Source organism: Microbacterium sp. T32 (assembly GCF_001619615.1).
GTDB lineage: Bacteria > Actinomycetota > Actinomycetes > Actinomycetales > Microbacteriaceae > Microbacterium.
The window spans coordinates 230,532-257,064 of sequence record NZ_LQQP01000016.1 but is presented as its reverse complement, the minus strand read 5'-3'; the positions used below and the strand labels follow the sequence as shown (position 1 = coordinate 257,064).

General features: G+C 72.4%; 21 protein-coding genes and 1 pseudogene. 11 read left to right on the top strand and 11 right to left on the bottom strand.

All coding sequences use genetic code 11. The features are described from left to right. Window positions 1–190, top strand: a pseudogene (locus AVW09_RS17960) (DUF5719 family protein); the annotation flags it as partial. A 104-nt stretch (window positions 191–294) separates the two neighbouring features. Here the strand turns inward: AVW09_RS17960 and AVW09_RS11140 are convergent. After that, window positions 295–723 carry a hypothetical protein gene (locus tag AVW09_RS11140; protein ID WP_022878763.1) on the bottom strand — a complete coding sequence of 143 codons (429 nt, stop codon included), beginning with the start codon at window positions 721–723 and terminating at the stop codon, window positions 295–297. Between the two features lie 121 nt (window positions 724–844). Between AVW09_RS11140 and AVW09_RS11135 the strand changes: the two genes are divergently transcribed. Beyond that, the gene (locus AVW09_RS11135) at window positions 845–1,051 is read left to right on the top strand and encodes a DUF3499 family protein (protein WP_022878762.1); all 207 of its coding nucleotides are present in this window, start codon (window positions 845–847) and stop codon (window positions 1,049–1,051) included. Between the two features lie 29 nt (window positions 1,052–1,080). On the opposite strand, the gene AVW09_RS11130 is transcribed toward AVW09_RS11135, so the two are convergent. Continuing rightward, a complete protein-coding gene (locus AVW09_RS11130) occupies window positions 1,081–1,911 on the bottom strand; it encodes an RDD family protein (RefSeq protein WP_063258129.1) in 831 nt (276 codons plus the stop codon). 16 nt (window positions 1,912–1,927) lie between these two features. On the opposite strand from AVW09_RS11130, the gene AVW09_RS11125 reads away from it, so the two are divergent. From AVW09_RS11125 to katG, 3 genes are all read left to right on the top strand, one after another. After that, complete coding sequence (locus AVW09_RS11125; RefSeq protein ID WP_063258128.1) at window positions 1,928–2,923, top strand: stage II sporulation protein M; 996 nt, start codon at window positions 1,928–1,930, stop codon at window positions 2,921–2,923. 70 nt (window positions 2,924–2,993) lie between these two features. Next, window positions 2,994–3,455 (top strand): Fur family transcriptional regulator, encoded by a 462-nt coding sequence (locus AVW09_RS11120; protein WP_063258127.1) that lies wholly within the window; start codon window positions 2,994–2,996, stop codon window positions 3,453–3,455. Beyond that, window positions 3,452–5,710, top strand: coding sequence for a catalase/peroxidase HPI (gene katG, locus AVW09_RS11115; RefSeq protein WP_156496060.1), 2,259 nt, complete (start codon window positions 3,452–3,454; stop codon window positions 5,708–5,710). The genes AVW09_RS11120 and katG overlap by 4 nt, the downstream gene beginning before the upstream one ends. Before the next feature lie 269 nt (window positions 5,711–5,979). Here the strand turns inward: katG and AVW09_RS11110 are convergent, their stop codons facing one another. The 8 genes from AVW09_RS11110 to AVW09_RS11075 all read right to left on the bottom strand — a co-directional run bounded on the left by AVW09_RS11110 (window position 5,980) and on the right by AVW09_RS11075 (window position 16,380). Then, complete coding sequence (locus AVW09_RS11110; RefSeq protein ID WP_063258147.1) at window positions 5,980–6,939, bottom strand: NAD-dependent epimerase/dehydratase family protein; 960 nt, start codon at window positions 6,937–6,939, stop codon at window positions 5,980–5,982. Next, window positions 6,936–9,578, bottom strand: coding sequence for an alpha/beta fold hydrolase (locus tag AVW09_RS11105; protein ID WP_063258126.1), 2,643 nt, complete (start codon window positions 9,576–9,578; stop codon window positions 6,936–6,938). Before AVW09_RS11105 ends, AVW09_RS11110 begins: the two co-directional genes overlap by 4 nt. After that, window positions 9,575–10,597: a 3-oxoacyl-ACP synthase III gene (locus tag AVW09_RS11100; RefSeq protein ID WP_063258125.1), complete on the bottom strand. Its 1,023-nt coding sequence runs from the start codon at window positions 10,595–10,597 to the stop codon at window positions 9,575–9,577. Before AVW09_RS11100 ends, AVW09_RS11105 begins: the two co-directional genes overlap by 4 nt. Window positions 10,598–10,813: 216 nt before the next feature. After that, window positions 10,814–12,115 (bottom strand): DUF58 domain-containing protein, encoded by a 1,302-nt coding sequence (locus AVW09_RS11095; RefSeq protein WP_063258124.1) that lies wholly within the window; start codon window positions 12,113–12,115, stop codon window positions 10,814–10,816. Further along, a complete protein-coding gene (locus tag AVW09_RS11090) occupies window positions 12,115–13,146 on the bottom strand; it encodes an AAA family ATPase (RefSeq protein ID WP_082822927.1) in 1,032 nt (343 codons plus the stop codon). The genes AVW09_RS11095 and AVW09_RS11090 overlap by 1 nt, the downstream gene beginning before the upstream one ends. After that, window positions 13,143–14,336, bottom strand: a complete 1,194-nt coding sequence (locus AVW09_RS11085; protein WP_063258123.1) for a DUF4350 domain-containing protein — start codon at window positions 14,334–14,336, stop codon at window positions 13,143–13,145. The genes AVW09_RS11090 and AVW09_RS11085 overlap by 4 nt, the downstream gene beginning before the upstream one ends. After that, window positions 14,333–14,998, bottom strand: a complete 666-nt coding sequence (locus tag AVW09_RS11080; RefSeq protein WP_063258122.1) for a DUF4129 domain-containing protein — start codon at window positions 14,996–14,998, stop codon at window positions 14,333–14,335. Before AVW09_RS11080 ends, AVW09_RS11085 begins: the two co-directional genes overlap by 4 nt. Next, a complete protein-coding gene (locus tag AVW09_RS11075; RefSeq protein WP_063258121.1) occupies window positions 14,995–16,380 on the bottom strand; it encodes a hypothetical protein in 1,386 nt (461 codons plus the stop codon). The genes AVW09_RS11080 and AVW09_RS11075 overlap by 4 nt, the downstream gene beginning before the upstream one ends. Before the next feature lie 161 nt (window positions 16,381–16,541). On the opposite strand from AVW09_RS11075, the gene mtrA reads away from it, so the two are divergent. From mtrA to hpf, 5 genes are all read left to right on the top strand, one after another. Beyond that, window positions 16,542–17,222, top strand: a complete 681-nt coding sequence (gene mtrA / locus AVW09_RS11070) for an MtrAB system response regulator MtrA (protein WP_063258120.1) — start codon at window positions 16,542–16,544, stop codon at window positions 17,220–17,222. Between the two features lie 7 nt (window positions 17,223–17,229). Beyond that, on the top strand, window positions 17,230–18,915 hold the full coding sequence (gene mtrB, locus AVW09_RS11065; RefSeq protein ID WP_022878915.1) for an MtrAB system histidine kinase MtrB: 1,686 nt from the start codon (window positions 17,230–17,232) through the stop codon (window positions 18,913–18,915). Beyond that, the gene (locus tag AVW09_RS11060) at window positions 18,912–20,570 is read left to right on the top strand and encodes an LpqB family beta-propeller domain-containing protein (protein ID WP_063258119.1); all 1,659 of its coding nucleotides are present in this window, start codon (window positions 18,912–18,914) and stop codon (window positions 20,568–20,570) included. The genes mtrB and AVW09_RS11060 overlap by 4 nt, the downstream gene beginning before the upstream one ends. A 92-nt stretch (window positions 20,571–20,662) precedes the next feature. Further along, the gene (locus AVW09_RS11055) at window positions 20,663–21,346 is read left to right on the top strand and encodes a ComF family protein (protein WP_063258145.1); all 684 of its coding nucleotides are present in this window, start codon (window positions 20,663–20,665) and stop codon (window positions 21,344–21,346) included. 94 nt (window positions 21,347–21,440) lie between these two features. Beyond that, on the top strand, window positions 21,441–22,103 hold the full coding sequence (gene hpf / locus AVW09_RS11050) for a ribosome hibernation-promoting factor, HPF/YfiA family (protein WP_063258118.1): 663 nt from the start codon (window positions 21,441–21,443) through the stop codon (window positions 22,101–22,103). A gap of 65 nt (window positions 22,104–22,168) precedes the next feature. Here the strand turns inward: hpf and AVW09_RS11045 are convergent, their stop codons facing one another. Further along, complete coding sequence (locus AVW09_RS11045; protein ID WP_063258117.1) at window positions 22,169–23,479, bottom strand: hypothetical protein; 1,311 nt, start codon at window positions 23,477–23,479, stop codon at window positions 22,169–22,171. Between the two features lie 181 nt (window positions 23,480–23,660). Between AVW09_RS11045 and secA the strand changes: the two genes are divergently transcribed. Further along, window positions 23,661–26,462, top strand: coding sequence for a preprotein translocase subunit SecA (secA, locus tag AVW09_RS11040; protein WP_063258116.1), 2,802 nt, complete (start codon window positions 23,661–23,663; stop codon window positions 26,460–26,462). Window positions 26,463–26,533 lie beyond the last annotated feature (71 nt).

Here is a 26,533-nt window from a genome sequence, read left to right as displayed (position 1 = left end):
CGGGGATCCGGTCACGGTGTCGGTGCCCGCCGGTGGCTCGGTGGCCGTCCCGGTGACGGCCGGTGTGTACGAGCTGGCGCCGGATCGCCCGGTGTACGCCGCGATGTCGTACTCGGCGCCCGGGGCGTTGGCGGGGTATCCGCTGTGGCCCGCCGACGCGGCAGCAGGGACGCTCACGATCCTGCCGTGAGGCGGAACCGCCCGGCCGGGCGGACCCACGCGATTCTCCCGTGAGGCGGAGGCACCCGGCGGCGGCGATGCGCGATCCTCCCGTGAGGCGGGACCGACGCGGCGTCAGAAGCGGAAGCGCTCCGGGCCGAGGTCCCACGGATCGCGGTCGAGGTACTCGGCGGCCGCCCGGAAGACGGCGCCCTCGATCATCATGCGGCGGTGGAAGTCGTCGTCGACGTGGGGGTGGCCGAGGCGCTCGATCGGCACGCGGTAGAGGATGATGCGCTTCTGCTCACGCAGCACCTGCCAGCGGGGGATCGCGCCGGAGGCTGCGGGCGGCATGATGCCGATCTCGAACGACACGTCGCGCAGGTCGGTCCACGCGGACCGGAGGAACTCCGCCGCCGTGCTGACGGCGATGTCGAACCGCTCGACGCGCGTGTCCAGGGGCGGCAGCGGGGGCCGCACGACGGGGCTGCGGTTCTCGCGACCGTGTCGTCCGTGGCGCGAGGGTCGCGCGACCGGACGGGCTTCACGGGTACGACGACGCATGCGTGCCATCCTACGTTCGCCGTGTGGCTCGACGCTCCCCGGTTCGGCCCCCGGCGTCGCTCGGGCGCGCCGCGGCGCGGCGTCGCCGAGCCGGCGCCGCGTCGGCCTAGGCTGACCGGCGATGCGCGACAGACTCTGCTCGAAGGTGGGATGCGCCCGCGAGGCGATGAGCACCCTCACCTACGACTACGGCGACCAGATGGCCGCCCTCGGCCCGCTCGGCCGAGCCGGGGATCCGCACGCCCACGACCTGTGCGCGCTGCACGCCGACCGCTTGTCGGTCCCGCGCGGCTGGGTCGTCGTGCGGCACGAGACCCTGCGCGCCTGAGCCCGGCGCGGACGCTCGGCCACGGCGACTCACGCGGGCGGGGTCAGGGCGGCGGCGCGCGCGTTCTCGAGCATCAGGGCGCGGTACTCGCGGTCGCGGCGGACGACCGCCACCGCCCGCACCAGCGTCTCGGGATCGACCGCGGGGAGCGGCGAGACGTGCGGCGCCACCGCGTCCGCCAGTCCCGCGGCCACGCGCGCGCGGGCGGCCGGCTCGAGGGCATCGGCGCCGCGGACGAACTGCGCCATCCGCGCGGCCAGGCGGTCGGGAAGCCGTGAGACGTCGGCGACCGCCGCCCACGCCTCCAGGCCCGGCGGGAGCCCGGGCGCCGAGGGTGGCAGCGGGCGGGTACGCGTCCGCTCGGATGCCGTTCCGGCCAGGAGGTCGCCCAGGCGCTGGGCGCGCGGGGTGAACATCCCGACGATCGCGGCGATGCCGCCGAGCGTGAACCAGAGTTCGAGCACGCCGACGAGCGCCCGAATCAGTGCCTGACGAAAGCCCACCGCCCCGCCGTCAAGGCGGACGATCCGGCCGCCGATCGCCCAGCGACCGAGACTGCGCCCGCGCGTGAGCGTCTCCACGGCGGTCGGGATGACGACCATCACGGCGACGATCAGCACGATGACGCCGATGCGGAGGGCGCTGTCGGGGATCGTGCCGCTCGCGACGAGCGCGGTGAGGAACAGTGAGCCCGCGACCAGCAGCACGATGCCCGCGACCATGTCGATGAGGCATCCGACCGCCCGCAGGAAGAAGCCGAGCGGCTGGATGTCGAGTGCGACCGCCTCGCCCGTGAGCGTCTCGTCCTCCGCCGCGTGGACGTACGCAGCGCCCGGACCCGGAACCGGAGTGGATGCCATGCGTACAGTTGACCACATGGACCTCGACGCCCTCACGGCTGCCCGGCGCGAGGAGTGGGCGCGGCTCGACGAACTGGGGCGGACCCGTCGGCTGACCGGGCCCGAGGTCGACGAACTCGTCACCCGGTATCGCGCCGCCTCGGCGGACCTCGCCGACATCAAGACCTCGGCCGGGCGCACCCCGCAGGGCGACTACGTGTCGATCCTGCTCGCCCGCACCCGGCTGCGCCTCACGGGCGTCCGTGAGAACGTGCTGCGCCAGGCGCCGCGGTTCTTCCTGCGGCAGTTGCCGGCGGCGCTGTACCGCGTGCGATGGACGACCCTCGCCATCGCCGTCTCGTTCGTCGTGGTGGCCACGCTCGTCGCCGTGTGGATCTCGTCGGATCCGCAGGCCGTCGCGGCGCTGGGCGCCCGGAGCCAGCTGCAGAACTACGCCGATCAGCAGTTCGTGCAGTACTACCGCGAGAACCCCAATGCGATCTTCGCGGGCACGGTGTGGACGAACAACGCCTGGATCGCCGCGCAGTGCGTCTTGTTCGGCGTCACGGGTGTGTGGCCGCTCATGGTGATGATGCAGAACGCCATCGGGGTGGGTTCGTCGGCGGCGATCATGCTCGCGTTCGATCGCGGGGACGTGTTCTTCCAGTTCATCCTGCCGCACGGTCTGCTCGAGCTCACGGCGATCTTCGTCGCCGGCGCGGCCGGGCTCCACATCTTCTGGGCGTGGATCGCTCCGGGCCGTCGCACGCGCGCCGCGGCGCTCGCCGCCGAGGGGCGCGCGCTCGCGACGGTCGCGGTGGGGCTCGTGTTCGCGATCGGGCTCTCCGGACTCGTCGAGGGGTTCGTGACCCCGTCGACGTTGCCGTGGCAGGTCAAGGTGGCGATCGGAGCGGCCGCGCTGGCGCTGTTCCTCTCGTACATGCTCGTGCTCGGACATCGGGCCGTGCGGGCGGGGGAGACGGGGGACGTGACGGAGTACGAGGGCGGGACTCCCACGCTGACCTCGGGCTGAGGCATCCACGATCCGGATTCTTCTCCGGCGCGTCATTTTTGATTCACTCAAAAATACGTAGGGTGGGAGCATGCTCGACGATCGGACGGATGCCACCGCGGACGCGCTCCTGCGCGGCGCGGGGCTGAGGGTCACCGCGACACGCGTCGCGGTTCTGGGAGCCCTGCGCTCCCGCCCGCACGCCACCGCCGACGACGTCTTCGACACGATCCGGGACACGCTCCCGGGCACCAGCATGCAGTCGGTGTACAACGCCCTCGGCGACTTCGCCGACGCGGGGTTGGCGCGGCGCATCGAACCGGCCGGACACCCCGGCATGTTCGAGCTGCGGGTCGGGGACAACCACCACCACGTCGTCTGCACCGGTTGCGGCCGGGTCGACGACGTGGACTGCGTCGTGGGGGAAGCCCCGTGTCTGCACGTGCCCGAGGGCAGCGGTTTCCTCATCGAGACCGCCGAGGTGACGTTCTGGGGCGTGTGTCCCGACTGTCGAGCGACGTCCGAAGCCGAAAAACCGAGAGGATCCCGATGAGCGACGCTCTGAACGGGTGCCCCGTCTTCCACGACGGCGCCGCCCCCGACGACAACCGACTGCCGGTGGGCGAGGCCCCCGCCGACAGCGAGCCGGCCGGTGCGCTGCCCCACCCGACCCGCGGGTCGGCGAACCGCGTGTGGTGGCCCGACAGCCTGAACGTGAAGATCCTCGCGAAGAACAACGAGAAGCGCGACCCGCTCGACGCGGGATTCGACTACAAGGCCGCGTTCGAGGCTCTCGACCTCGCCGCCGTCAAGAAGGACATCCAGGCGGCGCTCACCACCTCGCAGGAGTGGTGGCCCGCCGACTTCGGTCACTACGGCCCGCTGATCATCCGCATGGCGTGGCACAGCGCCGGAACCTACCGCGTGACCGACGGCCGTGGCGGCGCGGGCGCCGGCATGCAGCGGTTCGCACCGCTGAACAGCTGGCCCGACAACGTCAACCTCGACAAGGCCCGCCGCCTTCTGTGGCCGATCAAGAAGAAGTACGGCCAGGCGATCTCCTGGGCCGACCTGATGATCCTTGCCGGAAACGTCGCGCTGGAGGACATGGGCTTCCCGACGTTCGGCTTCGCCGGCGGCCGCGCCGACGTCTGGGAGCCGGACGACGACGTGTACTGGGGCCCCGAGACCACGTGGCTCGGTGACGAGCGCTACACCGGCAACCGCGACCTCGAGAAGCCGCTCGCGGCCGTGCAGATGGGTCTCATCTACGTCAACCCCGAGGGCCCCAACGGCACCCCCGACCCGCAGCTGTCGGCGCACGACATCCGCGAGACGTTCGGGCGCATGGCCATGAACGACGAGGAGACCGTCGCGCTCATCGCCGGTGGTCACACGTTCGGAAAGACCCACGGCGCCGCCAGCGACAGCCACGTCGGCCCCAACCCCGAGGCCGCCGACATCGAGGACCAGGGCTTCGGTTGGAAGAGCGACTTCGGCTCCGGTAAGGGCGACGACACGATCTCGAGCGGACTCGAGGTCACGTGGACGTACCACCCGACCCGCTGGGACAACGAGTTCTTCCACATCCTGTTCGCCTACGAGTGGGAGCTCTTCCAGAGCCCCGCCGGTGCCCACCAGTGGCGCCCGAAGAACGGCGGCGGTGCCGACATGGTCCCGCTCGCCCACTCCGAGGGTCGCCGCGAGCCCCGCATGCTCACGAGCGACCTGGCGCTCCGCGTCGATCCGGCGTACGAGAAGATCTCGCGTCGCTTCGCCGAGGACCCGGCGGCATTCCAGGATGCCTTCGCCCGCGCGTGGTTCAAGCTCACTCACCGCGACATGGGACCGCGTGTCCGGTACCTCGGCTCCGAGGTTCCGGCCGAGGTGCTCGACTGGCAGGACCCCGTACCCGCGGTCGACCACCCGCTCATCGACGCGGCCGACGCCGCGGCGCTGAAGCAGCGAATCCTCGACAGCGGACTGTCCGTGCAGCAGCTCGTCACCACGACGTGGGCCGCCGCCTCGACCTTCCGCGGCAGCGACAAGCGCGGCGGCATCAACGGTGCGCGCATCCGCCTCGAGCCGCAGAAGAGCTGGACGGTCAACAACCCTGAGCAGCTGGCATCCGTGCTCTCGGTCCTCGAGAACGTCAAGGCCGAGTTCGACGCGCAGGCGGCGGACGGCAAGAAGGTCTCGATCGCCGACCTCATCGTGCTCGCCGGCAACGCCGGTGTCGAGCAGGCCGCGCGTGCGGGTGGCGTCGAGGTGGAGGTACCGTTCACCCCCGGCCGCACCGACGCGACGCAGGAGCAGACCGACGTCGACTCGTTCCGTTGGCTCGAGCCGGTGGCCGACGGCTTCCGCAACTACGCGTCGCGGGAGGCGCGTCTGCCCGCCGAGTACCTGCTCCTCGACAAGGCCAACCTGCTGACGCTCACGGCGCCGGAGACGACGGTGCTCGTCGGGGGCCTTCGCGCGATCGGCGCGAACTGGGACGGCTCGGACTGGGGCGTGTTCACCGCGACCCCCGGCGCGCTCACGAACGACGTGTTCGTGAACCTCCTCGACCTCGGGACGACGTGGAAGCCGTTGGATGCCGGCAAGCACGCGTTCCAGGGTACGAAGGACGGCTCGGGCGAGACGGTCGGCATCGGCACGCGCGTCGACCTCGTCTTCGGCTCGAACTCGGAGCTCCGCGCGATCGCCGAGGTCTACGCCTCCGACGACGCGAAGGAGAAGTTCGTGCGCGACTTCGTCGCCGCGTGGCGCAAGGTGACCGAGCTCGACCGGTTCGACCTGGTCTGAGCCCCGGCATCCGGAAGGCCCGTCCCGTATGGGGCGGGCCTTCTGTCGTCTCGGGGCTGGCGCACACCTCTTGCAGATGTGTCGCTGACGCCGACGGGCGCCGTCGGCCGTCGGCTTCTGCAGGAGTTGTGCAGGCGCGGCGGCCGCGAGGGAGGAGCCCGCACAACTCCTGCCGTGTGGCCCCGGGCGGCCCGGCGGGTGGGGCGGGGTGCGGCTTCTGCCGGAGTTGTGCAGGCGCGGTGGCCGGCCACAGCGGTGGATGCCGGGAGCTAGGCGCGGGAGAGGCGGCGCAGGCCCTCGTCGATCGAGACGGCGGGCGTCCAGCGCAGGTCGCGGCGGATCTCGGTCTGGTCGAACCAGTGCGCGGTGGAGAGCTGTTCGGCGAGGAAGCGCGTCATCGGCGGTTCGTCGGTGCCCGGCCGCACGGCCCAGACCCGCTCGACGAGCCCGCCCGCGGCACGCGCGAGCGCGGCGGGCACGCTGAACCGCGGCGGCCGCACGCCCGAGGCGCGGCATATCCCCGCGAGCAGGTCGCCGACCGGGCGCGGTTCGCCGTTCGTGAGCACGTACGCGCGTCCGCTGACCTCGTCGACGCGCGCGAGGGCGGCCACGATCCCGGACGCGGCATTGTCGACGTACGTCGAGTCGATGAGGGCCGTGCCACCGTTCAGCAGCGGCAGCCGCCCGCGGCGGGCGCGGTCCACCACACGGGCGATGAGCTGCGTGTCGCCCGGCCCCCACACGAGGTGCGGTCGGATCGCGACGAGGGATGCCGTGTCCCCGGCGCGGGAGAGCGCGAGGAGTTCGGCCTCGGCCTTCGTGCGGGCGTACTCTCCGCGGGCGCCGACGGGGTCGGCCGGCTCGGCCCCCACCCCGGCCAGCGCGTGGCCGGCGTGCGCGACGGACGGCGACGAGACGTGCACGATGCGCGTGACCCCGGCCGCGGCGGCGGCGTCGAGGAGCGTTCGCGTGCCCTCGACGTTGACGGCACGGAATTCCGACGGATCCCCGGCGAGCGACACCTTCGCCGCGAGGTGGACGATCGCGTCGACGCCCTCGACGGCGGCGGCCGTGGCGGCCGGGTCGGTCACCGAGCCGAGGCGGTCCTCGGCGCCGGGAACGCCCGACGGGCGGCGCTGCAGCGTCCGGACGGTGTGCCCGGCGTCCTGAAGACAGCGCACGACCGCGCGCCCGAGGAACCCGGACGCCCCGGTGGCGAGGACCCTCACGGCGCCGTCGGCTTCTCGCCGGCCAGCACGCGCTCCGCCCACGCCGCGAGGCGGGAGCGGTCGATCTTGGAGTTGTGCCGGATGTCGGTGGGGAGCGTCGGCACGACCAGCACGGCCGCGATCGGCTGCGCGGTCGCGGCGCGCACGACCTCGGTCAGACCCGCGGATGCCACGCCCGCGCGCCGCACGCCCGGGGCACGTTCGACCACGACGGCGACGACCTGCCGGCCGACCGGTCCTACGCCGACGGCGGCGGCACGGACGACGCCCGGCACGGACTCGACGTCCTGCTCGATGCCGACCGGAGTCACCGGGCCATTCGCGGTGGCGATCACATGGGGGAGGCGTCCCTCGATCCACAGGCGTCCGGCCGCGTCGAGATGCCCCACATCGCCGGTGCGATGCCAGCGGCCGCGGAGGTCACCCAGGTCGCGGGTCGCCTCGCGGTCGGTGAGGTGCAGCCGGAAGTAGCCGCGCTTGAGATGCGGCGCGCTGATCACGACCTCGCCGGTGACCCCGGCGTCGGTCGTGGGGATGCCCGTGGCGCGGCCGTCGGCGTCGAGGGGAGCGATGCGCACCCGGCCGCGGCCGATCGGGACACCCACGCACACGCCGCGATCGCCGGAGGCCGCGGCATCCACGATCTCCGGCAGCGTGACGTCCGCGACGAGCAGGCACTCGGTCATGCCGTAGGGCGTGTGGGCGGTCGCGTTCGGCATGAGCTGTTGGGCCCGCTGCAGGAGCGGCGTGCCGACCGGGGCTCCGGTCGAGAGGAAGGTGCCGACGCGGGCCAGGGCGGCGCGGTCGCCGTCGCTCAGCTCCGCAGCGGTCGCAACGACGTTGCGCACCGCGGCGGGGGAGAGGAAGACGATCCGGGCGTCCGACGCGCGCACCGCGGCGGCCACCGCGGCCGCCGTCAGCGTGCGGGGCGCCGACACATCCATGTCGGGGGTGGCCGAGCGGGTGCCGAGCGCGGGGCCGAGGAGGGCGAACGGGGCGAAGCCGGTGACCAGGCCCGTGTCGGGTCCGACGGCGAAGTGCTCCGCGAGGGCGTCCCGCAGCGACGACAGCTGGCGGTGCGTGTAGACGACGCCCTTCGCCGGTCCCGTCGACCCCGACGTGAAGAGGATCGCCGCGTCGGCGTCCGCGGCGGGCGGTGCGGGCAGGGGGCGACCGCGGCCCGCGCGCGCGACGTCGGCCAGGGTCGCCTCGACCCCGAGGGCGCGCATCGTGGCGGCAGGGAGCGCGGTCGCCGACAGGCGTCGGCCGGGCCAGCCGAGGGCGCGCGCGGCGGCGAGTCCCGCGACCTCGCCGATGACCACGTCGGGCACGGCGCCGCGCACGGCACGGGACAGTCCCCGGATGCCGAGACCCCGGTCGGCCACGACGACGACCGCGCCGATGCGCAGCAACGCGTACAGCACCGCGGTGAGCGTGGGCCCCGGGGGGACGAGGAGGGAGACGCGATCGCCGGCGCGAACGCCGAGGACGTCGAGTCCCGCGGCGAGCTCGTCGACACGGGCGGCGAGCTGCCGCCAGCTCACCCGCAGCCCGGCGCCGCCGCGGCGCCCGGCCATGTCGATCACCGCGACGTCGTCGTCGTCGCGGCGGCGGGTGAGGGCGTCCCACAGGGGTGCGGGGGCGGGGGTGTCGTCCGCGGGCGCCGGGGTGCCGGCATCCGGAGCGCTCTGGGCGGCGAGCCAGTCGAGCACCGCGTCGGCGTACGGACGTTCCTCGGCCATCAGGTGACCCGCGCCTTCGAAGCGGTGCACGTCGGCGTGCGGCAGCCGGTCGACCAGGTCGTCGAGGTGCGCTTCGAGGAACACCGGGTCCTTCGGGCCGCGCAGCAGCAGGGCAGGCACGTCGAGCTCGCGCAGGCCGGCCGACAGGCTCCGCAGCGCCGGGGTGCTCTCGTCCGCGGCGGTCGCGGGGATGTCGGCGACGAACCCACCGATCCCGCGCCGGCGCGCGGCCGTGCCGTACGGAGCGCGGAACGCTGCGCGCACGGCGGGGTCGAGGTCGGCGAGGGCGAGCGTCGTGTCGAGGAACGCGGTCGTCCCCGTCGTCCCCGCGGCGAGCACGCCGCGCGCCGTCGCGACCCGCAGCGGGAACGGCAGCGGAGCGTCTTCGGCGTGGTGCACGGCGGTGTTGAGCGCGATGACGGCGGCCAACCGCTCGCGGTGCGCAACGGCCCAGCCGAGCGAGATCGGGCCACCCCAGTCGTGCCCGAGCGTCACGATCGGATCCCGGATGCCGAGCGCGTCGACGAGGCCGCCGAGGTCGGTGATGCGCTGCGCGAGCGTCCGGCGCAGGTCGGTGCGCTCGGAGAAGCCCATCTCGAGCTGGTCCACCGCGACGACGCGCCACACGGGAGCGCCCGCCTCGGCCCGGGCGAGGGACGCGTTCACGAGCGCGCGCCAGAGGTAGGACCACGTCGGGTTGCCGTGCACGGCGACGATCGTCCCGACGGGGGTGAGGCCGCGTTCGGTCAGAGCCGCACCGGTGTCCAGCAGGTGCCACGTGCGCCGGTGACCGGCATCCGCGTCGGCGCCGTCGACCTCGACGAGGCGGGAGAGGGCGGGGTCGAGACCGGGGAGGCCCGCCGGGGGAAGAGTCGCGGACAGGTCCGTGATCGTCACCAGGCCAGCTCCAGCATCCCGGTGTTCAGCCCGGAGCCCACTCCCATCAGCAGGACGCGGTCGCCGCGACGCAGGGTCTTCTGCTCGTCGGCCAGGGTGATGGGGATGGAGGCGGGGCCGACGTTCCCCAGGCGGGGGTACGTGACCGGGACCCGGCCGCGGTCGAGCTTCGCGGCGCGCACGATCGCGGAGGTGTGCACGGATGAGACCTGGTGGGTGATGTAGCGGTCCATGCCCGTCCACGAGAACTCGCCGCGGGCTTCCTTCCACGCCGAGACGACGAGATCGAGACCGCCCTTGAGCAGCGCCTTCGCGTCCGTGAACATGCCGTCGACGCTCCCGACGCACAGGTCGTAGAACTGCGTCGCCGCCCGGGTCACGCCGCCCACGATGCGGTGCCCCTCCGGGTGGTCGCTCGCGCGACCGAGCACGGCGGCCGCCGCGCCGGAACCGAGGGTCAGGGAGGCGAACTCCTGCATGAACGCGTCGCGGTCGAGGTCTTCACGGACCAGCCGGTTGATCGTGTTGACCTGGATCTCGTCGGCATCCTCGCCGTTGACGATGAGGGCGTACTTGACCTGGCCCGACTGGATCATGCCCGCCGCGAGGCTCATTCCGTTGATGAACCCCAGGCAGGCGTTGGCGACGTCGAAGTTGATGGCGGAGCTCGGCAGCCCGAGCCCGTGGTGCAGACGCACCGCGACCGACGGCTCGAGGTGCTTGCGCGTCACCGAGGTGTTGATGATGAGCCCGATCTCGCTCGGGTCGACGCCCGCCTCGGCGAGTGCTTGCTTGCCGGCCGCGATCGTCGCCTCGTCGGACGACTCGCCCTCGGCCCAGTTCCGGCGTTCCACCACTCCCGCGACCCGTCGGAGGAGTCCGGGCTTGAGCTTCAGACGCGACAGCGCGGGAGCCAGACGCTCCTCGATGTCGTCGGACGTGGTCACGCGGCTGGGCAGCACGCTCGCCACCGACACGAGGGCCACATCGTCGAAGCGGGTGGTGGCGTTTCCTGGCAAGAGAGCTCCCGCATCCTGTGCGTAGACGGCCGAACCGTGCGCGGAGGGACACGCCGGCGGCTGGAAAGGGTACCCCCCAGGATAAGCCGCGACGTATGCGACGGGATGCATGGTCGGCTGTGTGCTACGCCTGGGATGCCTGTGATCCGTCGCGGCGCAACGGCCGTGCTCGATGGGCGGAGGGATGCCGTGCCCCGCGGCCGTGAGGGGGAGCCGCTACAGCCGCCCGGCGGCTTTCAGCGCGAGGTAGCGGTCCGCCACGAGCGGTGGCAGGTCGTCGGCGGAGGCGGAGACCGCGTCACCGCCCGCGCGCTCGACGGCCGCGCGCACGCGATCGGCGTCGGCCCGCGCGCGATCGATGGCGGCGGCGGCGTAGACGGCGGTGGCGTCGTCGCGCTCCGGGGTCTCGCCCGGACCGTCGGTGGCCGTGGCCACGAGCAGGCGCGACCGCGCGGCGACGGCGGGGAGCGACGCGAGGAACGCCCGCGCGGCCTCGGGATCATCGGCCGCGGTCAGCAGCACCACCAAAGCGGGACGCTGAGTGAAGCCGCGCACCTCGGCGAGGGCGGCATCCCAGTCGGTGTCGATGAGCTGCGGGTCGACGGGCGCCATGGCATCCACAAGCGCGGGAAGGAGCTGCGCGCCCTCGACGCGCGTGACGCGTGCCCGCGTGACACGGTCGAACATGAGGAGATGCACGTGGTCACCCGCGCGGGCCGCGAGCGCGGCGAGCAGGAGGGCGGCCTCCATCGCCGCATCGAGCCGAGCGCCGTCGCCCACGCGCGCGGCCGCCGTGCGGCCGGTGTCGATCACGATGACGACGTGCCGGTCGCGCTCCGGGCGCCAGGTCCGCAGCATCGTCGCGCCCGCGCGCGCCGTCGCGCGCCAGTCGATCGAGCGGACGTCGTCGCCGCGGACGTACTCGCGCAGGCTGTCGAACTCCGTGCCCTGTCCGCGCATCTGCAGCGTCGTGTTGCCGTCGAGTTCGCGCAGCCGCGCGAGCCGCGACGGAAGATGCCGTCGCGAGGTGAACGGCGGCAGCACGCGCAGCCGCGCGGGAACGGGGAGCTTCGCTTGACGCCCGGCCAGACCCAGCGGACCCGCCGACCGCACGACGACGAAATCGCTGCGAAGTTCGCCGCGTCGCCGCGGCAGGAGCGACAGCGCGGTCCCGCGGCGCTCGCCGGGAGGAACGGTGAGCTGCAGGCGCTCCGACGGTGCACCCGCCGTCGGCTGCCAGGCGTCGCGCACCTGCGCCCGGAGCGTGCGGCGCCCGAGGTTGCGCACCCGCAGCTCGCCGGCGAGGGGCACATCCCGCAGCGCCCGTTCGGGCAGGACCCGTGTGACCTCGAGGCTTCGGGCGTTCGCAGCGAGGATCACGTCGGCCGCGGCGAGTCCCGCGCACAGCAGCACCCATCCGCCCACCACGCTCCACGGCTCCGCCCCGGCCGCCGTGAAGAGGATCACCGGGACGACCCCCAGCGCGACGAGCAGGGCCGAACGGCCGGTGACGTACATCAGAGCGGGACGCGGGTCTGCTGCAGGACCGAGGTGAGAACGGCATCCACCGAGACGCCTTCGATCTCGGCTTCCGTCCGCAGGCGGATCCGGTGACGCCATACCGGGACGAGCATCGTCTGCACATGGTCGGGGGTGATGGCGGGGTAGCCGCCGAGCCACGCCCAGGCCTTCGCCGCGGCCAGCAGCCCCGTCGACGCCCGGGGGCTCACCCCGAGCAGAACGGACGGGCTCTGGCGCGTCGCGCGAGCCAGGTCGACCACGTACCCGAGCACGTCGTCGGCGACGGCGACGGACGCCGCGGCGCGCTGCGCCGCGAGGATCTCGGCCGGTGTGATGACGGCATCCACTCCGGCCTCGCCGAGACGACGGGGGTCGAACCCGCCCGCGTGACGGCGGAGGACGTCGACCTCGGCGTCGCGCCCGGGGAGATCGACCACGAGCTTGAGCAGGAAGCGGTCGAGCTGCGCCTCGGGCAGCGTGTAGGTCCCCTCGTGCTCGACGGGATTCTGCGTCGCGGCGACGAGGAACGGGTCGGGAAGCGGGCGGCTCACGCCGTCGGAGGACACCTGACGCTCCTCCATCGCCTCCAGGAGCGCGGCCTGCGTCTTCGGCGGCGTGCGGTTGATCTCGTCGGCGAGCAGCACGTGGGTGAACACCGGGCCCGCCCGGAACTCGAACTCGCCCGACCGGGCGTCGTAGACCAGCGATCCGGTCACGTCGCCGGGCATCAGGTCGGGGGTGAACTGCACGCGGCGCGTGTCGAGACCGAGCGCGCGGCTGAACGACCGCACCAGCAGCGTCTTCGCCACGCCCGGCACACCCTCGAGCAGCAGGTGGCCGCGGGCGAGGAGGGCGATGAGCAGCCCGGTGATCGTGCCGTCCTGCCCGACGACGGCCTTGCCGACCTCGGTGCGGACCCGGTGCATCGCCTGCCGCAGGGCCGCGTCGTCGCCGTCGGGTCGCGGAGCGGCGCTCGCCGGGGCGGCCGGGGCCGTGGAGTCGGGGGCGCCGAGAGGACTGTCGGTCATCGGGGGGTCCTTTCCGTGGGAAGGGTCGCGCGGACGCTCGTCTCGAGGTCGCGCAGGCGATCGCTCGCCGCGACGAGGTCGCGGTCGGTGCGGGGGAGATCGTCGATCAGGATGCCGCGCACCACCGCTCGATCCGCGCCGAGCCGCTCGGCCACGGCGTCCGCGAGGTGCTCGGGGGTCGTGCGGGGGGAGAGGCCCAGGAGGCGGACGAGGCGTCGGTGCGTGGCCGCCCGTACCTCGCCGAGGGCGTGGGCGGCGTCGTGGGACGCCGCGTAGAGGCGGGCGCGCCCCTCGGTCGTCTCGGTCGCGCGCACGGTGACCGGGAGGCGCTCGGCGACGAGGGGTCCGAAGCGGCGCCCCCGCCACACGGCGGCCGTGAGGCCCGCGAGCAGGAGCAGCACCATCGCCGGCGTCACCCACGGAGGCGTGAGGTCGCCGAGTGTGGGGGCGGCGGCTCCCGTGTCGGCGTCGGCCGGCGACGGGACGTACCAGACCACGGTCGGCGAGCGGCCGAGGAGGCCGATCGCGAGCGCGGCGTTCCCGTCGAGCGGCAGCGTGCGGTTGGTGACGACGGAGAGGCCGTCGAGCGCCGCCACCGTGCCGTCTCCGTCGGTCGCTCCCTCGTCGGCTCCCTCGTTCGCGACGAGCACGCCGAAGCCGTCGTCGCCGGGATAGCACCCCGCTACGCCCGGGCCTGGCAGGTACAGCTCGCCGACGCGGGCCGGTCCCGCGCCGCTCGCGGCCGGTATCTCGCACGCGGGGTCGACCGTCTGCTCGTCGACGACCCCGCCCAGGGCGGAGCCGTTCAGCATGACGTCGAGGCTGCGGGAGCGCGGATCGATGAGCACGACGTCGCGGGCCTGCGTGCGCAGCCGCCGGAGGGCCTCATCGGAGAGCATCGGCGCATCGCGCAGCACGAGGGTCGCGGGCGCGGCCGCGAGCGCGCGTTCCGCGGCCTCGCGATCCCGTGCGACGACGACCTGGACGCCTTGCTGCTCGAGCACCCGGACCAGGGCACGAGTGCCATCGGGGGCGGGCGATTCCGGGTCCAGGGCGTCGCGCGGCGTCCAGCCGCCGAACACGAGCACGGTTCCGATGAGGGCCACGACCGCGAGGGCGGCGACGAGACCGATCCATCCGGCACCGACGCGGACCCGGCGCCGGGTCGGTGTGGCGGCGAGCGCGGTCACGGGGCGACCGCCGCTTCCGAGGAGACTCGCGCGCGCACGGCGGTCTCGTCGAGGCGAACGATCTGGTCGTAGCTCTCCGCGGTGCCGGGCCGTCCGAGGTACCGGACGTCGTCGAACGCGGCGGCGCCCTCCGCGGCCGGGATGCCGAGGACCGGGAGGGTCTCGGCGGCCGAACGGGCGAACGCGCGCGCCGTGGCGCCCGGTGGGGGATCGACGATCCCGCGTTCGGTGAGTCCCCGGGCGAAGGCGCGGAAGCGCAGCACGATGGCGTCGTCCCAGGTCCCACGCCCGGCGGCCGCGGCGGCGTCCGCCCTCAGCTCGACGGCCGAGCGTCCGTCGTCGTCGTCGAACAGCGCTCGGGCGGCCGGTGTGGCGCGCACGGTGCTGCGCGGTCGTCCCCAGATCAGCACGCCGACGACGATCGCGGCCACCACCAGCACCGCGAGCACCACGAACGCCCAGGGCCCCCAATCACCCGACACGGGGGCGGAGAACAGGCTCTCCAGGAAGTCGCGGACCGCCTGCGCCGCGCGGTCGAACGCCGTCGGCTCCGCGGCACGGTACACGGGGTCGGTGAGCTCGCGCTGGGCCCACTCCCGGGCCTCGTCGGGGTCGGGGAGGAGCGGAGTGGAGCCGGGCCTCGGCCAGAGGACGGAGATCACGGCTCGCGGGGCGGGCCACCCGGAGCGGCCCAGGACGTCGGGTCGGACGGCGGTACCGCCGGTGCCGGCCCCGCCGGCGGCGCCGGCGGCTGCGGAGCCGGAGCGGCCCAGGACGTCGGGTCGGACGGCGGTACCGCCGGTGCCGGCCCCACCGGCGGCGGCGGCTGCGGCGCGGCGGGCTGCGGCGACGCGGGCTGCGGCATCGGCTGTGGCGCAGCGGAGGGCTGCCCGGCGTAGGGCTCCCCGGGGGAGGGTGCGGGCCACCCGGGCGCGGTCGGGGCCGGTCCGCCGCCCGGCGCGGGCCACGCGACGGGCGGAGCGCCCCACGGGGGCGCCGGTGCCCACGTCCGGCCGACACCGACCCGGTAGGGGTCGACGAGCCCCGTGCGCCCGGCATCCCGCGCCTCGACGTACGCCGCCAGGTCGTGGTCGAGCCCTTCGACACGCATGCGGGCATCGACGTACACCAGGACGGCGGATGTCGACTGCACGACCACGGCGATGCACTGCACGAGCAGGATGCCGATCTGTCCGACGAGTTGAAGGACGACGTAGGAAATGAGCGTGCTCACCTCGTCCGCGCCGGTGGGAGCGACGATCACGGTGAGTCCGCTGGACAGCAGGCTCAGGGGCAGCGAGATCACCTGCGCGACGAACCCGAACGCGAGCGAGATGATGGCGAGCACGCCGAACGTCGACCAGAACCGGCGCCGCGTCAGCACCCACGAACGGACGATCCCGCGGCGGACTCCGACGCCCTCGAGGATCATCACCGACGGGACGAGGAACAGCTTGGTCGAGATCCACGCGCTGAGGGGGATGAGTCCGAGGGCGAACAGGATGCCCAGCACGATGCCCAGGGGCAGCACCGCCAGGCCGAGGAGCACCGCGATCCCCCCGAGCACCGCGACCACCACCACCCAGGCCAGCAGCACGAGGAGGGCGTAGCCGATCAGACCGAGGAACACCGGCCGGACTCGGAGCCACGCATCGCGCAACGTCGGCTTCTCAGCGACGACCGCCGAGGCGACCTCGCTGACGACGACGGCCTGGACCAGGATGCCGAGGGCGCCGGCGAGCGCCCCGAGCACGAGGGCGGTGAGGCCGGTCAGGGCGATCGACCCGACCATGACGGCGTCGAACTCCTCGCTGCCCTGGACGAGCGTGGCCAGCCGCGAGAAGCTCGCGACCCCCACGGCCGCGATGGCCACGGTGACGGCGACGTACCCGACGGTCTGGACCACCAGGGCGAAGCCCAGCAGCACACGGGGGTTGTGGCGCAGGGCCACGAACGAGCGTCCGAGGATCGTCCCGAAGCCGTAGGGGTGGAGAGGCACGATTCCGGCGCGGGAAGCCGGAGTCCAGGCGGGGTACGCGGTCACGATGGCGGCCTCCTCGGCATCGGCTTCGCGTTCATCGTGTCACACACCCCCGACACGCTCGGCCTCATCCCGCACGCGTCGACTACGCTCGGGGGTGATGCGCCCCACCCGTGGCGCATTGCCCGTTTCCGAATGGGGCCGAGACGGAAGACGTACACCCGATGACTTCACGGATTCTGGTTGTCGACGACGACACCGCGCTGGCCGAGATGATCGGCATCGTGCTGCGCACCGAGGGATTCGAGACGGTGTTCTGCGCGGACGGTGCGCAGGCGGTCGACGCGTGGCGCAGCGAGCGTCCCGACCTGATCCTGCTCGACCTCATGCTGCCGGGCGTCGATGGGATCGAGATCTGCACGCGCGTGCGCGCGGAATCCGGCATCCCGATCATCATGCTCACCGCCCGCACCGACACCGCGGACGTCGTGAAGGGCCTGGAGTCGGGCGCCGACGACTACATCGTCAAGCCGTTCAACCCGAAGGAGCTCGTCGCCCGCATCCGGACGCGGCTGCGTCCCACGCAGGCCCCCGTCGATGAGACGCTGCGCATCGGCGACCTCGTCGTCGATGTCGCCGCGCACGAGGTCCGACGGGGCGACAGCCCGATCGCCCTCACCCCGCTCGAGTTCGAACTCCTCGTCGCCTTGGCGGAGAAGCCGCAGCAGGTGTTCTCCCGCGAGATGCTCCTCGAGCAGGTGTGGGGCTACCACTACAAGGCCGACACGCGTCTGGTGAACGTCCACGTGCAGCGCCTCCGGGCGAAGATCGAAGCCGATCCGGACAACCCCCGCATCGTGACCACCGTGCGCGGGGTCGGCTATCGCGCCGGCGTGGTGGCTTGAGGTCCTCATGACCGGCGCGGTGCGCACGCTCCCCGTCTCCCGGGTCGGGCGGCGGACCGACTGGCGCCGCGTGCGCGACCGGGTGGCGACCCTGTGGCGGCGTTCGCTGCGGTTCCGCACCATCGTGATCGCCGTCTCGCTCACCGCCGCGACCATCCTCGTCACGTGCGTGGCGATGGCGCTCGTCATCCAGAACGAGCTGTTCACCGCGCGCAAGGATCAGGTGCTCCTGGAGGCGCAGCGCGCCACCGCCGCCGCGCAGGCGACGCTCGACGCGGCGGTGGACTCCACCGACCCGGCCGCGGCGCAGACCCTGATGAACGGGATCGCCACGCGCTTGTCGCAGCAGTCCTCGAGCGACCTCATCGCGCTCTACCGCATCGGCCCGCCGTCGCCGCTCGCGCCGCAGCCCTTCATCTCGCCGTCGTTCGACTCGCGGATCGTCACGGACGCGCTGCGGACGCAGGTGCAGTCCAACCCGGATCTGCAGTGGTGGCAGTCCGTGGCGCTGCCGTCCGACACGGGCCGCGAGGTGCCCGGCATCCTGGTCGGTCATCAGCTCCGGTTCCCGGCGCAGGACGGTGTCGACTACTACGAGCTCTACATGGGGTACGACCTCACCAGCGCCGCTCAGACCCTCGCGTTCGTGCAGGTGCTGCTGTGGGTGGTCGGCCTCGTGCTCGTGGTGCTCATCGGTGCGATCGCCTGGGTCGTGCTGCGCTCGGTGACCACCCCGATCGCGGATGCCGCGGAGACCAGCGCGAAGCTCGCGGCGGGCGATCTGGGAGTCCGGCTTCCCGTGCGCGGCGAGGACGAACTGGCCACGCTCAACCGGTCGTTCAACGCGATGGCCGACAGTATCGAGGCGCAGATCAAGGAACTCGCCGACCTCTCCCTCGTGCAGCAGAGATTCGTCTCCGACGTCTCGCACGAGCTCCGCACGCCGTTGACGACGATCCGCCTCGCCGCCGACATGATCAACGACCAGCGGTCGGAGTTCGATCCGACCACCGCGCGCGCCGCGGAGCTGCTCCACGCCCAGGTGCAGCGGTTCGAGCTCCTCCTGACCGACCTGCTGGAGATCAGCCGGTACGACGCCGGATCGGTGCAGCTCGAGTGGGAGCCGACGAGCATGGCCCACCTCGCCGAGGACGTCATCGCCTCGATGGAGCAGCTCGCGCACCAGCACGGCAGCGACGTCCGTCTGGTCGCCCCGGGCGGGTACACCCCCATCGACATGGACGGGCGACGCGTGCGGCGGATCGTCCGCAACCTGCTCGGCAACGCCATCGAGCACGGAGAGGGACGCCCGATCGTGGTGACCGTCGACAGCGACCGCGATGCCGTTGCCCTCAGCGTCCGCGACTTCGGTCTGGGCATGCGGCCGGAGGACGTGGAGCGCGTGTTCGACCGGTTCTGGCGCGCGGATCCGTCGCGTGTGCGGACGATCGGCGGGACCGGGCTCGGGCTCTCGATCGCGCTCGGCGATGCGCGCCTGCACGGCGGCTCGCTGTCGGTATGGTCCGAACTCGGCCACGGCTCCAACTTCCTGCTCACCCTGCCGCGCGACGGACGCCCGCTCGGCGGGTCGCCGCTGCCGCTCGTGCCCGACGACGAACAGGGTGGGGCCCTCGAGGCGCTCGGTCTGACACAGCCCATCTCGCTCGGTCGGCAGGGGAGGGCGTCCTCGTGAAGCGCGCGTTCGCGGGCCTGAGCCTGCTTCTCGTGCTGGTGCTCTCCGCGTGCACCGGCCTGCCCACGACGGGCTACGTCAATCCCGGTCGCGGCCCGCAGGCCGACGACTCGCAGGCGTTCGCCTTCGTCCCCGATGGTCCGCAGGACGGTGCATCCCCGGCCGAAATCGTCGAGGGGTTCCTTCGCGCCGGGTCGGGTCCGGCCGACGACTGGGCGACGGCGAAGATGTTCCTGGCCCCCGGAACGTCCTGGGACCCGCGGGCGCGCGTCACGATCGACCGCCTCGCGGACCGCCGGGCCACCGCGGGGGCCGACGGCACCTCGGTCACGGTGGCGCTGTCCACGATCGCCGGAGTGGATGCCAACGGCGCCTACTCCCCGTCGGTCGGCGGGGCCACCGAGGCCCTCCCGTTCACCCTCGCCCGTGTCAACGACCAGTGGCGCATCACGTCCGCGCCGGACGGTGTCGTGCTGTACGAGGAGGTGTTCCCCACCGTCTACCAGGCGGCATCCGTGGCGTATTTCGACCCCTCCTGGAGCTACATCGTCCCCGACGTCCGCTGGTTCCCGCGGCCCCTGGTCGCGAGCCGCGTGACGACCGCGCTCGTGGACGGGAAGCCCAGCGCGTGGCTCGACGGCGCGGTCAAGAACGCGTTCCCCGACGGGCTCTCGCTCGTGGGGCGTTCGGTGACCCTGTCCACCAGTGGAGTCGCCCAGGTCCAGCTGCCGCAGGCGGCCCTCGGGCTGGACCGGACGACGCTCGACCGGATGCAGACGCAGTTGGCGCGCAGCCTCGCTACCGCGGGAATCAGCGACGTCCAGATGACGGTCGACGGGACCCCGATCGCCGCGACCGAGCTCCCCGTCAAGGTCACCCGCGTCGACCCGTCACCGGCCGTCCTGAACTCCGACGGGAAGTTCGGGGTGTTGGGCGGCGACGCCGTCGAGGCGATCCCCGTACTCTCGGGAGCCGTGGAGTCCCTCGCGCCCGCGAGCATCGAGCTCGAGGCCGACCGCAGCCTCGCGGCCGTCCTCACGCAGCAGGGCACCGTCGCGAGCGCGCTCGCCGATGGCGGGACGTTCCTGCTCGACGACCGGCCCGGGCTCCTGGCGCCCTCGATCGATTCGAACGGAGAGATCTGGAGCGTCCCGCGCTCCGCCCCCTCGCAGCTGCGGGCCTTCTCGCCCCAGGGCGTGCCGCGCGAGATCGGGAATGCGTGGCCGGATGCCTCCGAGGTCGTCGCATTCCAGATCTCGCGCGACGGCACGCGTGTCGCCGCCGTCGTCACGGTGGCGGGGGTGCGCGAGGTGTGGCTCGCCGGGATCGTTCGCGAAGGTACCGGAGTGAGCCTCGGCGCGCCCCACGTGCTGTCGTTCTCGGAGCCGGGCGCCTTCGACCTCGCCTGGCTGGACGACGCGACCGTCGGGGTGCTGACCACGGTGGACGGGACCGGGCATCTGGACGAACTGAACGTCGGCGGCCGCGGCACGGTCGGTCCGGTGCCCGAGGACGCGAAGGCGATCGCGGGTGGCAGCGCAAGCGTTCGGATCCTGGATGCCACAGGACGCCTGTTCAGCCGTCGCGGCAGCTCCTGGACGCTCGTCGCGAGCGACATCCGGGTCCTCGCGGTTCAGCAGGGCACCACGTCCTGACCCCTCCTCCCCAGGTGGCGGATTCGGGGATCCGTCCACGGATGGCATCCGTCCCCCATCGCGGCCGGGCGCTCGCGCGGCATCCTGTCGCCATGCCCTCCTCTCTCCTTCCCGCTCTCGCGACCGGCGTCCGCGCCGCGGCGATCGAGGCGTCGGCGTTCTGGCTCCCCGTCGCGTGCGCGGGCTGCGGCGAGCTGGATGTCGACGTGTGCGAGCGATGCCGCGCCGGCCTGGCGCCGAGGGTACGGCGTGACGTTCTCCTCCCCGGCACGGAGGTCGTCACCGCCCTCGAGTTCGACGGTGTCGTGGCCCGGATGATCCGCGCGCTGAAGGCCGACGGACGCACGGGGCTGGGCCGTGCCCTCGCGCCCGCGCTAGCCGAGGCCGTGCGCGCGGCACCGTCCGGCGCGACGGTGACGACGGTGCCGCCCTCCCGCGCGGGGGACCGTCGGCGGGGCTACCGGCCCGTGGATCTGCTCGTCCGACGCGCGGGCGCGCACGACGTCCCGCTGCTCCGACTCACCCGCACGGCGGCGGATCAGCGTGGTCTCGGGCGGGCCGCCCGTCAGGCGAACGTGGCCGGTGCCTTCGCGGTGCGCGCGCTGCCCCCGGGTCCCATCGTGGTCGTGGACGACGTGCTCACCACCGGCGCGACGCTCGGCGCCGCCGTCTCGGCGCTCCGTGCCGCGGGAGCGAGCGAGGTGACCGCCGTCGCTCTCGCGCGCACGCCGCGACGCAGCGGATCCACACGTGAATCGGAGGTGATTGAGACGTGACAGGGAGGTGTCGACGCGACTACCGTGGGGATGACTGAAGGCGACGGCTGTTCCGCCCTTAGACCGGGCGGAACCCGGAACAAGGAGGTCACGGATGGACACCAGCATCGTCGGCGTGGGGGTCGGTATCACCGACCGATTCCGCTCGGTGGTCGAAGAGAAGGTCAGCCGGATCGAGCACCTCGCGCCCCGCGCGAACGCGCTCGAGGTCAAGGTGACGCATCGCTCCTATCGCAACGGCCGGATGGAGGACGACACCGTCGAGCTCACCCTCCACGGGAAGGGTCCCGTGGTCCGGGCGGAAGCGACGGATACCGATAAGTTCGCCGCTCTGGACCTGGCCGTCGACAAGATCTCGGAGCAGATACGCCGCGCGAAGCAGAAGCGTGTGGACGCCCGAAACCACCCGCGTGGTGCCAAGTTCGAGAAGGGCACCGGTGAACTGGCCGGCATCGACCTCGAGCCCGCGTCCGTCGACGTGCTGCGCGCCGTCGCGACGGGATCCATTCCCGTGCAGGCGGAGGCCGCCGAAGAAGAGGAGTACTGCCCCGTCGTCATCCGACAGAAGGAGTTCGACGCCGAGTGGATGACGGTCGAGGACGCCGTCGACCGCATGGAGCTGGTCGGCCACGACTTCTTCCTGTTCATCGACGCGCGCTCCGACCACCCGAGCGTCGTCTATCGCCGTAAGGGCTGGGACTACGGTGTCATCGCGCTGGGCACGCAGGCCCCGCCGGAGGTCGCGGTCGCGTCCTGAGCCATGAACGAGAACACGGGGCCCCGTCCATCCGGACGGGGCCTCGTGTGCTGTCGGTGACGCGCTCAGCCGTCGAAGATGTCGCCGAGCAGCGAGCCGATCACGAGGCCGCCGAGCATGCCCCCGACCATGTTCCCGCCACCCATGCCGCCGCCGCGCCCATAGCCGCCCTGGCCATAGCCGTTGCCGCCCCAGTCGTCGGGGCGGGACTGCTCGATGTCGCGCTGCGCCAGCTGCAGGGACTCGGATGCCAGGCCCCCGGCGCGCCGCGCGGTGGCCAGCACGACCTCGCGCTGCTCCTCCGGGATCGGACCGAGGGGGAGTCCCGCGCGCAGGCGCTCGGCCTCGACGAAGCGCGTGCGCGCGTCGGCGCCGATCCAGCCGCGGTGGCCGGTGATGAGGCCGCGGGCCACCGCGAGCTGACGGTCCGCGTCGTCGATCGCGTGCTCGACCTGCTCCTGCGAGGGCACCGGCCGGGCCGCGCGCTCCCGGGCGAGGTCGAGGTCGGCGTTGGCCTGACGGAGGGACGAGAGGGCGCTGAACGGGTCCGTGCGGGCGCCCGAGGCGGGGAGCGCGTGGAGTTCGCGTTCGAGGCTCGCCATCGCCTGGAGCACCGCCGGCGTCTGCGGGCCGCGCCGCGCTTCGACCAGGTCGCCGCGTGAATCGTCGATCACCGCCGCCAGAGTGGATTCGGCACGGAGGGCCTCGATCTCGAAGGTGTCCACGGCATCCAGGAGCGATTCCGCCCGACGGACCGCCTCGGTCGCCGCTTCGAGCGCCACGGACGCCTGCTCGCGCTGACCGGCTTCGCGGCGGCGCTCGGACACTCCGGCGGTGTGGACGGCGAAGTCGAGCAGCTGCTGGACCTCGTCGGGGTTTCCGGCGACCTGCTGGAGCGCGGAGGGGCTGTAACGCTGCGCGAGTCGGTCGACGATCTCGCGCGCGTGCGGCACCCGTTCGGCGAGACGATCGCGGTCGGCGCGCACCCGAGCGAGCGTCTCGGGAGCGCGACGCACCGCGTCGATCTTCGGCTGCAGCACGAGCGTGCGCTCCTCGAGGAGATCCTCCGCCCACTGGGAGAGCTGGATGATGCGCGCGTTGCGCGTGCGCAGCTCGTCCTTGGTGTCGGGGATCTCGTCGTGGTTCAGCTGGTGGAGCTGGAACGCCTCGGCCAGGTGCACCTTCACCGAGTCCAGGGCTGCGGCGAGGTCCTCCGTGGCCTTGTCGCCCAGCTCGGCGCGCGCGAAGTCGAGTTCGTCGGAGGTCAGGCGGACGCGTTCGTCCGCGGCGACGATGGCGAGCTCCGCGCGACGCGCGAGATCGGCATCCGCGGCATCCTGCTCTTCGCGCTTCCTCTTACCCCAGAAACCGGCCATGGCTCGATCCTAGGCCGGGCACTTCGGAGCGGGCCGGGTGTTCGCTACGGGCGCGAGGAGCGAGAACGAAAGCCAGCAGGCTCGCAGGTCACGAACCGATAACACGGATAACATGACCGTGTATGCCTGTGCGCAGGCCGGCGTCCACGAGGGCGCCGCACCCGATAGATGGAGATGCTTCGTGGCCAATCCGCTCGAGAAACTGCTGCGCGCCGGAGAGGGGCGCATCCTCCGCCGACTGCAGGGCGTCGTGAAGGCGACCGGTGCCCTCGAGGAGGACTACGAGCAGCTCACCGACGAAGAGCTGCGCAACGAGACCGTCGAGCTGCGCGCCCGGTACGAGGCCGGCGAGACGCTCGATCAGCTGATGCCGGAGGCCTTCGCCGCCGTTCGCGAGGCGGCCAAGCGTACGCTCGGCCAGCGTCCGTACGACGTGCAGATCATGGGCGGCGCGGCCCTTCATCTCGGCAACATCGCCGAGATGAAGACCGGTGAGGGCAAGACCCTGACCGCGGCCCTGCCCGCCTATCTCAACGCGATCGCGGGCAAGGGCGTCCACGTCATCACGGTCAACGACTTCCTCGCGAGCTACCAGTCCGAGCTCATGGGCCGCGTGTATCGCGCGCTCGGCATGACCACGGGCACCGTGGTCTCGGGGCAGACGCCCGACGTGCGCCGCGAGCAGTACGAGGCCGACATCAGCTACGGCACGAACAACGAATTCGGTTTCGACTACCTGCGCGACAACATGGCCTGGCGCAAGGAAGACCTCGTGCAGCGCGGTCACTTCTTCGCCATCGTCGACGAGGTCGACTCGATCCTCATCGACGAGGCGCGTACGCCGCTCATCATCTCCGGCCCCGCGTCGGGGGAGGCCAACCGCTGGTTCACCGAGTTCGCGAATCTCGCGCGCACGCTCGAGGCCGGCGTCGACTACGAGGTCGACGAGAAGAAGCGCACGATCGGCGTGCTCGAGCCCGGTATCGAGAAGGTCGAGGACTACCTCGGCATCGACAACCTGTACGAGTCGGCCAACACGCCGCTCATCTCGTTCCTCAACAACTCCATCAAGGCGATAGCGCTCTTCAAGCGCGACACCGACTACGTCGTCATGAACGACGAGGTCATGATCGTCGACGAGCACACAGGCCGCATCCTCGTCGGACGCCGGTACAACGAAGGCATCCACCAGGCGATCGAGGCGAAGGAGGGCGTCCCGGTCAAGGCCGAGAACCAGACCCTCGCCACGGTCACGCTGCAGAACTACTTCCGCCTCTACGAGAAGCTCTCCGGCATGACCGGTACGGCCGAGACCGAGGCGGCGGAGTTCATGTCGACCTACAAGCTCGGCGTGGTCCCCATCCCGACGAACAAGCCGATGATCCGCAAGGACCAGCCCGACCTCGTCTACAAGAACGAGACGGCGAAGTTCGCGCAGGTCGTGGAGGACATCGCCGAGCGTCACGAGAAGGGCCAGCCGGTCCTCGTCGGCACGACGAGCGTCGAGAAGAGCGAGTACCTCTCACGGCTGCTGTCGAAGAAGGGCATCCGCCACGAGGTCCTGAACGCCAAGAACCACGCGCGCGAGGCCGAGATCGTCGCCCGCGCGGGTCGCCTCGGCGCCGTCACGGTCGCCACGAACATGGCCGGCCGCGGCACCGACATCATGCTCGGCGGCAACGCCGAGTTCCTCGCGGTGTCGGAGATGAAGGCGAAGGGTCTCGACCCGGTCGAGACGCCGGACGCCTACGAGGCGGAGTGGGACTCTGTCTACCAGGCGGTCCGCGACACGGTCGCCGAGGAGGCCGCCAAGGTCACCGAGGCCGGCGGCCTGTACGTGCTCGGTACCGAGCGCCACGAGTCGCGTCGCATCGACAATCAGCTGCGCGGTCGTTCGGGCCGTCAGGGCGACCCGGGTGAGAGCCGGTTCTACCTGTCGCTCACCGACGACCTCATGCGTCTGTTCCAGTCCGGAGCCGCGGAGGCGATCCTGTCCCGCACGAACTTCCCCGACGACGTCGCGATCGAGTCCGGTCTCGTCTCGCGCGCGATCAAGAGCGCCCAGTCACAGGTCGAGGCGCGCAACGCCGAGATGCGCAAGAACGTCCTCAAGTACGACGACGTCCTCAACCGCCAGCGCGAGGCGATCTACGCCGACCGCCGCCACATGCTGCAGGGCGACGATATCGCCGACCGCGTGCAGCATTTCATCGAGGATGCCATCACCGCGATCATCGACGACCACACCAGCAGCGGTCACACCGAGTCGTGGGACTTCGACGCGCTGTGGACCGAGCTGAAGACCCTGTACCCGGTGAGCGTCACGATCGACGAGGTCGTGGCCGAGGCGGGCGGCAACAAGGGCCGCATCACCCCCGAGGGGCTGAAGCGCGAGATCATCTCCGACGCCCGCATCGCCTACGAGGCCCGCGAGGAGGCGCTCGGTGCCCCGGCGCTCCGAGAGCTCGAGCGCCGCGTGGTGCTGCAGGTGCTCGACCGCCGCTGGCGCGAGCACCTCTACGAGATGGACTACCTCAAGGACGGCATCGGCCTGCGTGCCATGGCCCAGCGCGACCCGCTCATCGAGTACCAGCGCGAGGGCTACCAGATGTTCCAGTCGATGATGGGGCAGATCAAGGAGGAGTCGGCCGGCTTCCTCTACAACCTCGAAGTCGAGGTCCGGAAGGGCGACGGCGTCGAGGGGGCCCAGGTCGAGGCCAAGGGGCTCGCCCCGGCCGCCGTCGAGGGTCAGCGCCTGGAGTACTCCGCCGCGAACGACGCCGGCGAGGTCGAGGTCCGCAACGACCGCGGTCAGGTGCAGCAGGCGGCGACCAACCGTCTGCGCCAGGCGGGCCAGGCGCAGGCGCCCGCGGCCCCGGCCGCGCCGACCGGCGCCCGTGGCGCGTTCGGCCAGCGCACGGACGCTCCCGAGCCCGCCGCGAACAACCGCGCGGATCGTCGCGCCGCAGGCAAGAAGAAGTAACCCGTCTCCTGGATGCCGTGCCCCCGCCGCCTCGCGGGGGCACGGCATCCGTGCGTCCGGGGAGGCCACGC

Coding starts and splice junctions, on each gene's coding strand:
- mtrA (WP_063258120.1), top strand. CDS start 16,542: ATGACTTCACGGATTCTGGTTGTCGACGACGACACCGCGCTGGCCGAG.
- AVW09_RS11090 (WP_082822927.1), bottom strand. CDS start 13,146: ATGACCGACAGTCCTCTCGGCGCCCCCGACTCCACGGCCCCGGCCGCC.
- AVW09_RS11045 (WP_063258117.1), bottom strand. CDS start 23,479: ATGGCCGGTTTCTGGGGTAAGAGGAAGCGCGAAGAGCAGGATGCCGCG.
- AVW09_RS11130 (WP_063258129.1), bottom strand. CDS start 1,911: ATGGCATCCACTCCGGTTCCGGGTCCGGGCGCTGCGTACGTCCACGCG.
- AVW09_RS11120 (WP_063258127.1), top strand. CDS start 2,994: ATGCTCGACGATCGGACGGATGCCACCGCGGACGCGCTCCTGCGCGGC.
- AVW09_RS11095 (WP_063258124.1), bottom strand. CDS start 12,115: ATGTACGTCACCGGCCGTTCGGCCCTGCTCGTCGCGCTGGGGGTCGTC.
- hpf (WP_063258118.1), top strand. CDS start 21,441: ATGGACACCAGCATCGTCGGCGTGGGGGTCGGTATCACCGACCGATTC.
- AVW09_RS11135 (WP_022878762.1), top strand. CDS start 845: ATGCGCGACAGACTCTGCTCGAAGGTGGGATGCGCCCGCGAGGCGATG.
- AVW09_RS11055 (WP_063258145.1), top strand. CDS start 20,663: ATGCCCTCCTCTCTCCTTCCCGCTCTCGCGACCGGCGTCCGCGCCGCG.
- AVW09_RS11140 (WP_022878763.1), bottom strand. CDS start 723: ATGCGTCGTCGTACCCGTGAAGCCCGTCCGGTCGCGCGACCCTCGCGC.
- katG (WP_156496060.1), top strand. CDS start 3,452: ATGAGCGACGCTCTGAACGGGTGCCCCGTCTTCCACGACGGCGCCGCC.
- AVW09_RS11125 (WP_063258128.1), top strand. CDS start 1,928: ATGGACCTCGACGCCCTCACGGCTGCCCGGCGCGAGGAGTGGGCGCGG.
- mtrB (WP_022878915.1), top strand. CDS start 17,230: ATGACCGGCGCGGTGCGCACGCTCCCCGTCTCCCGGGTCGGGCGGCGG.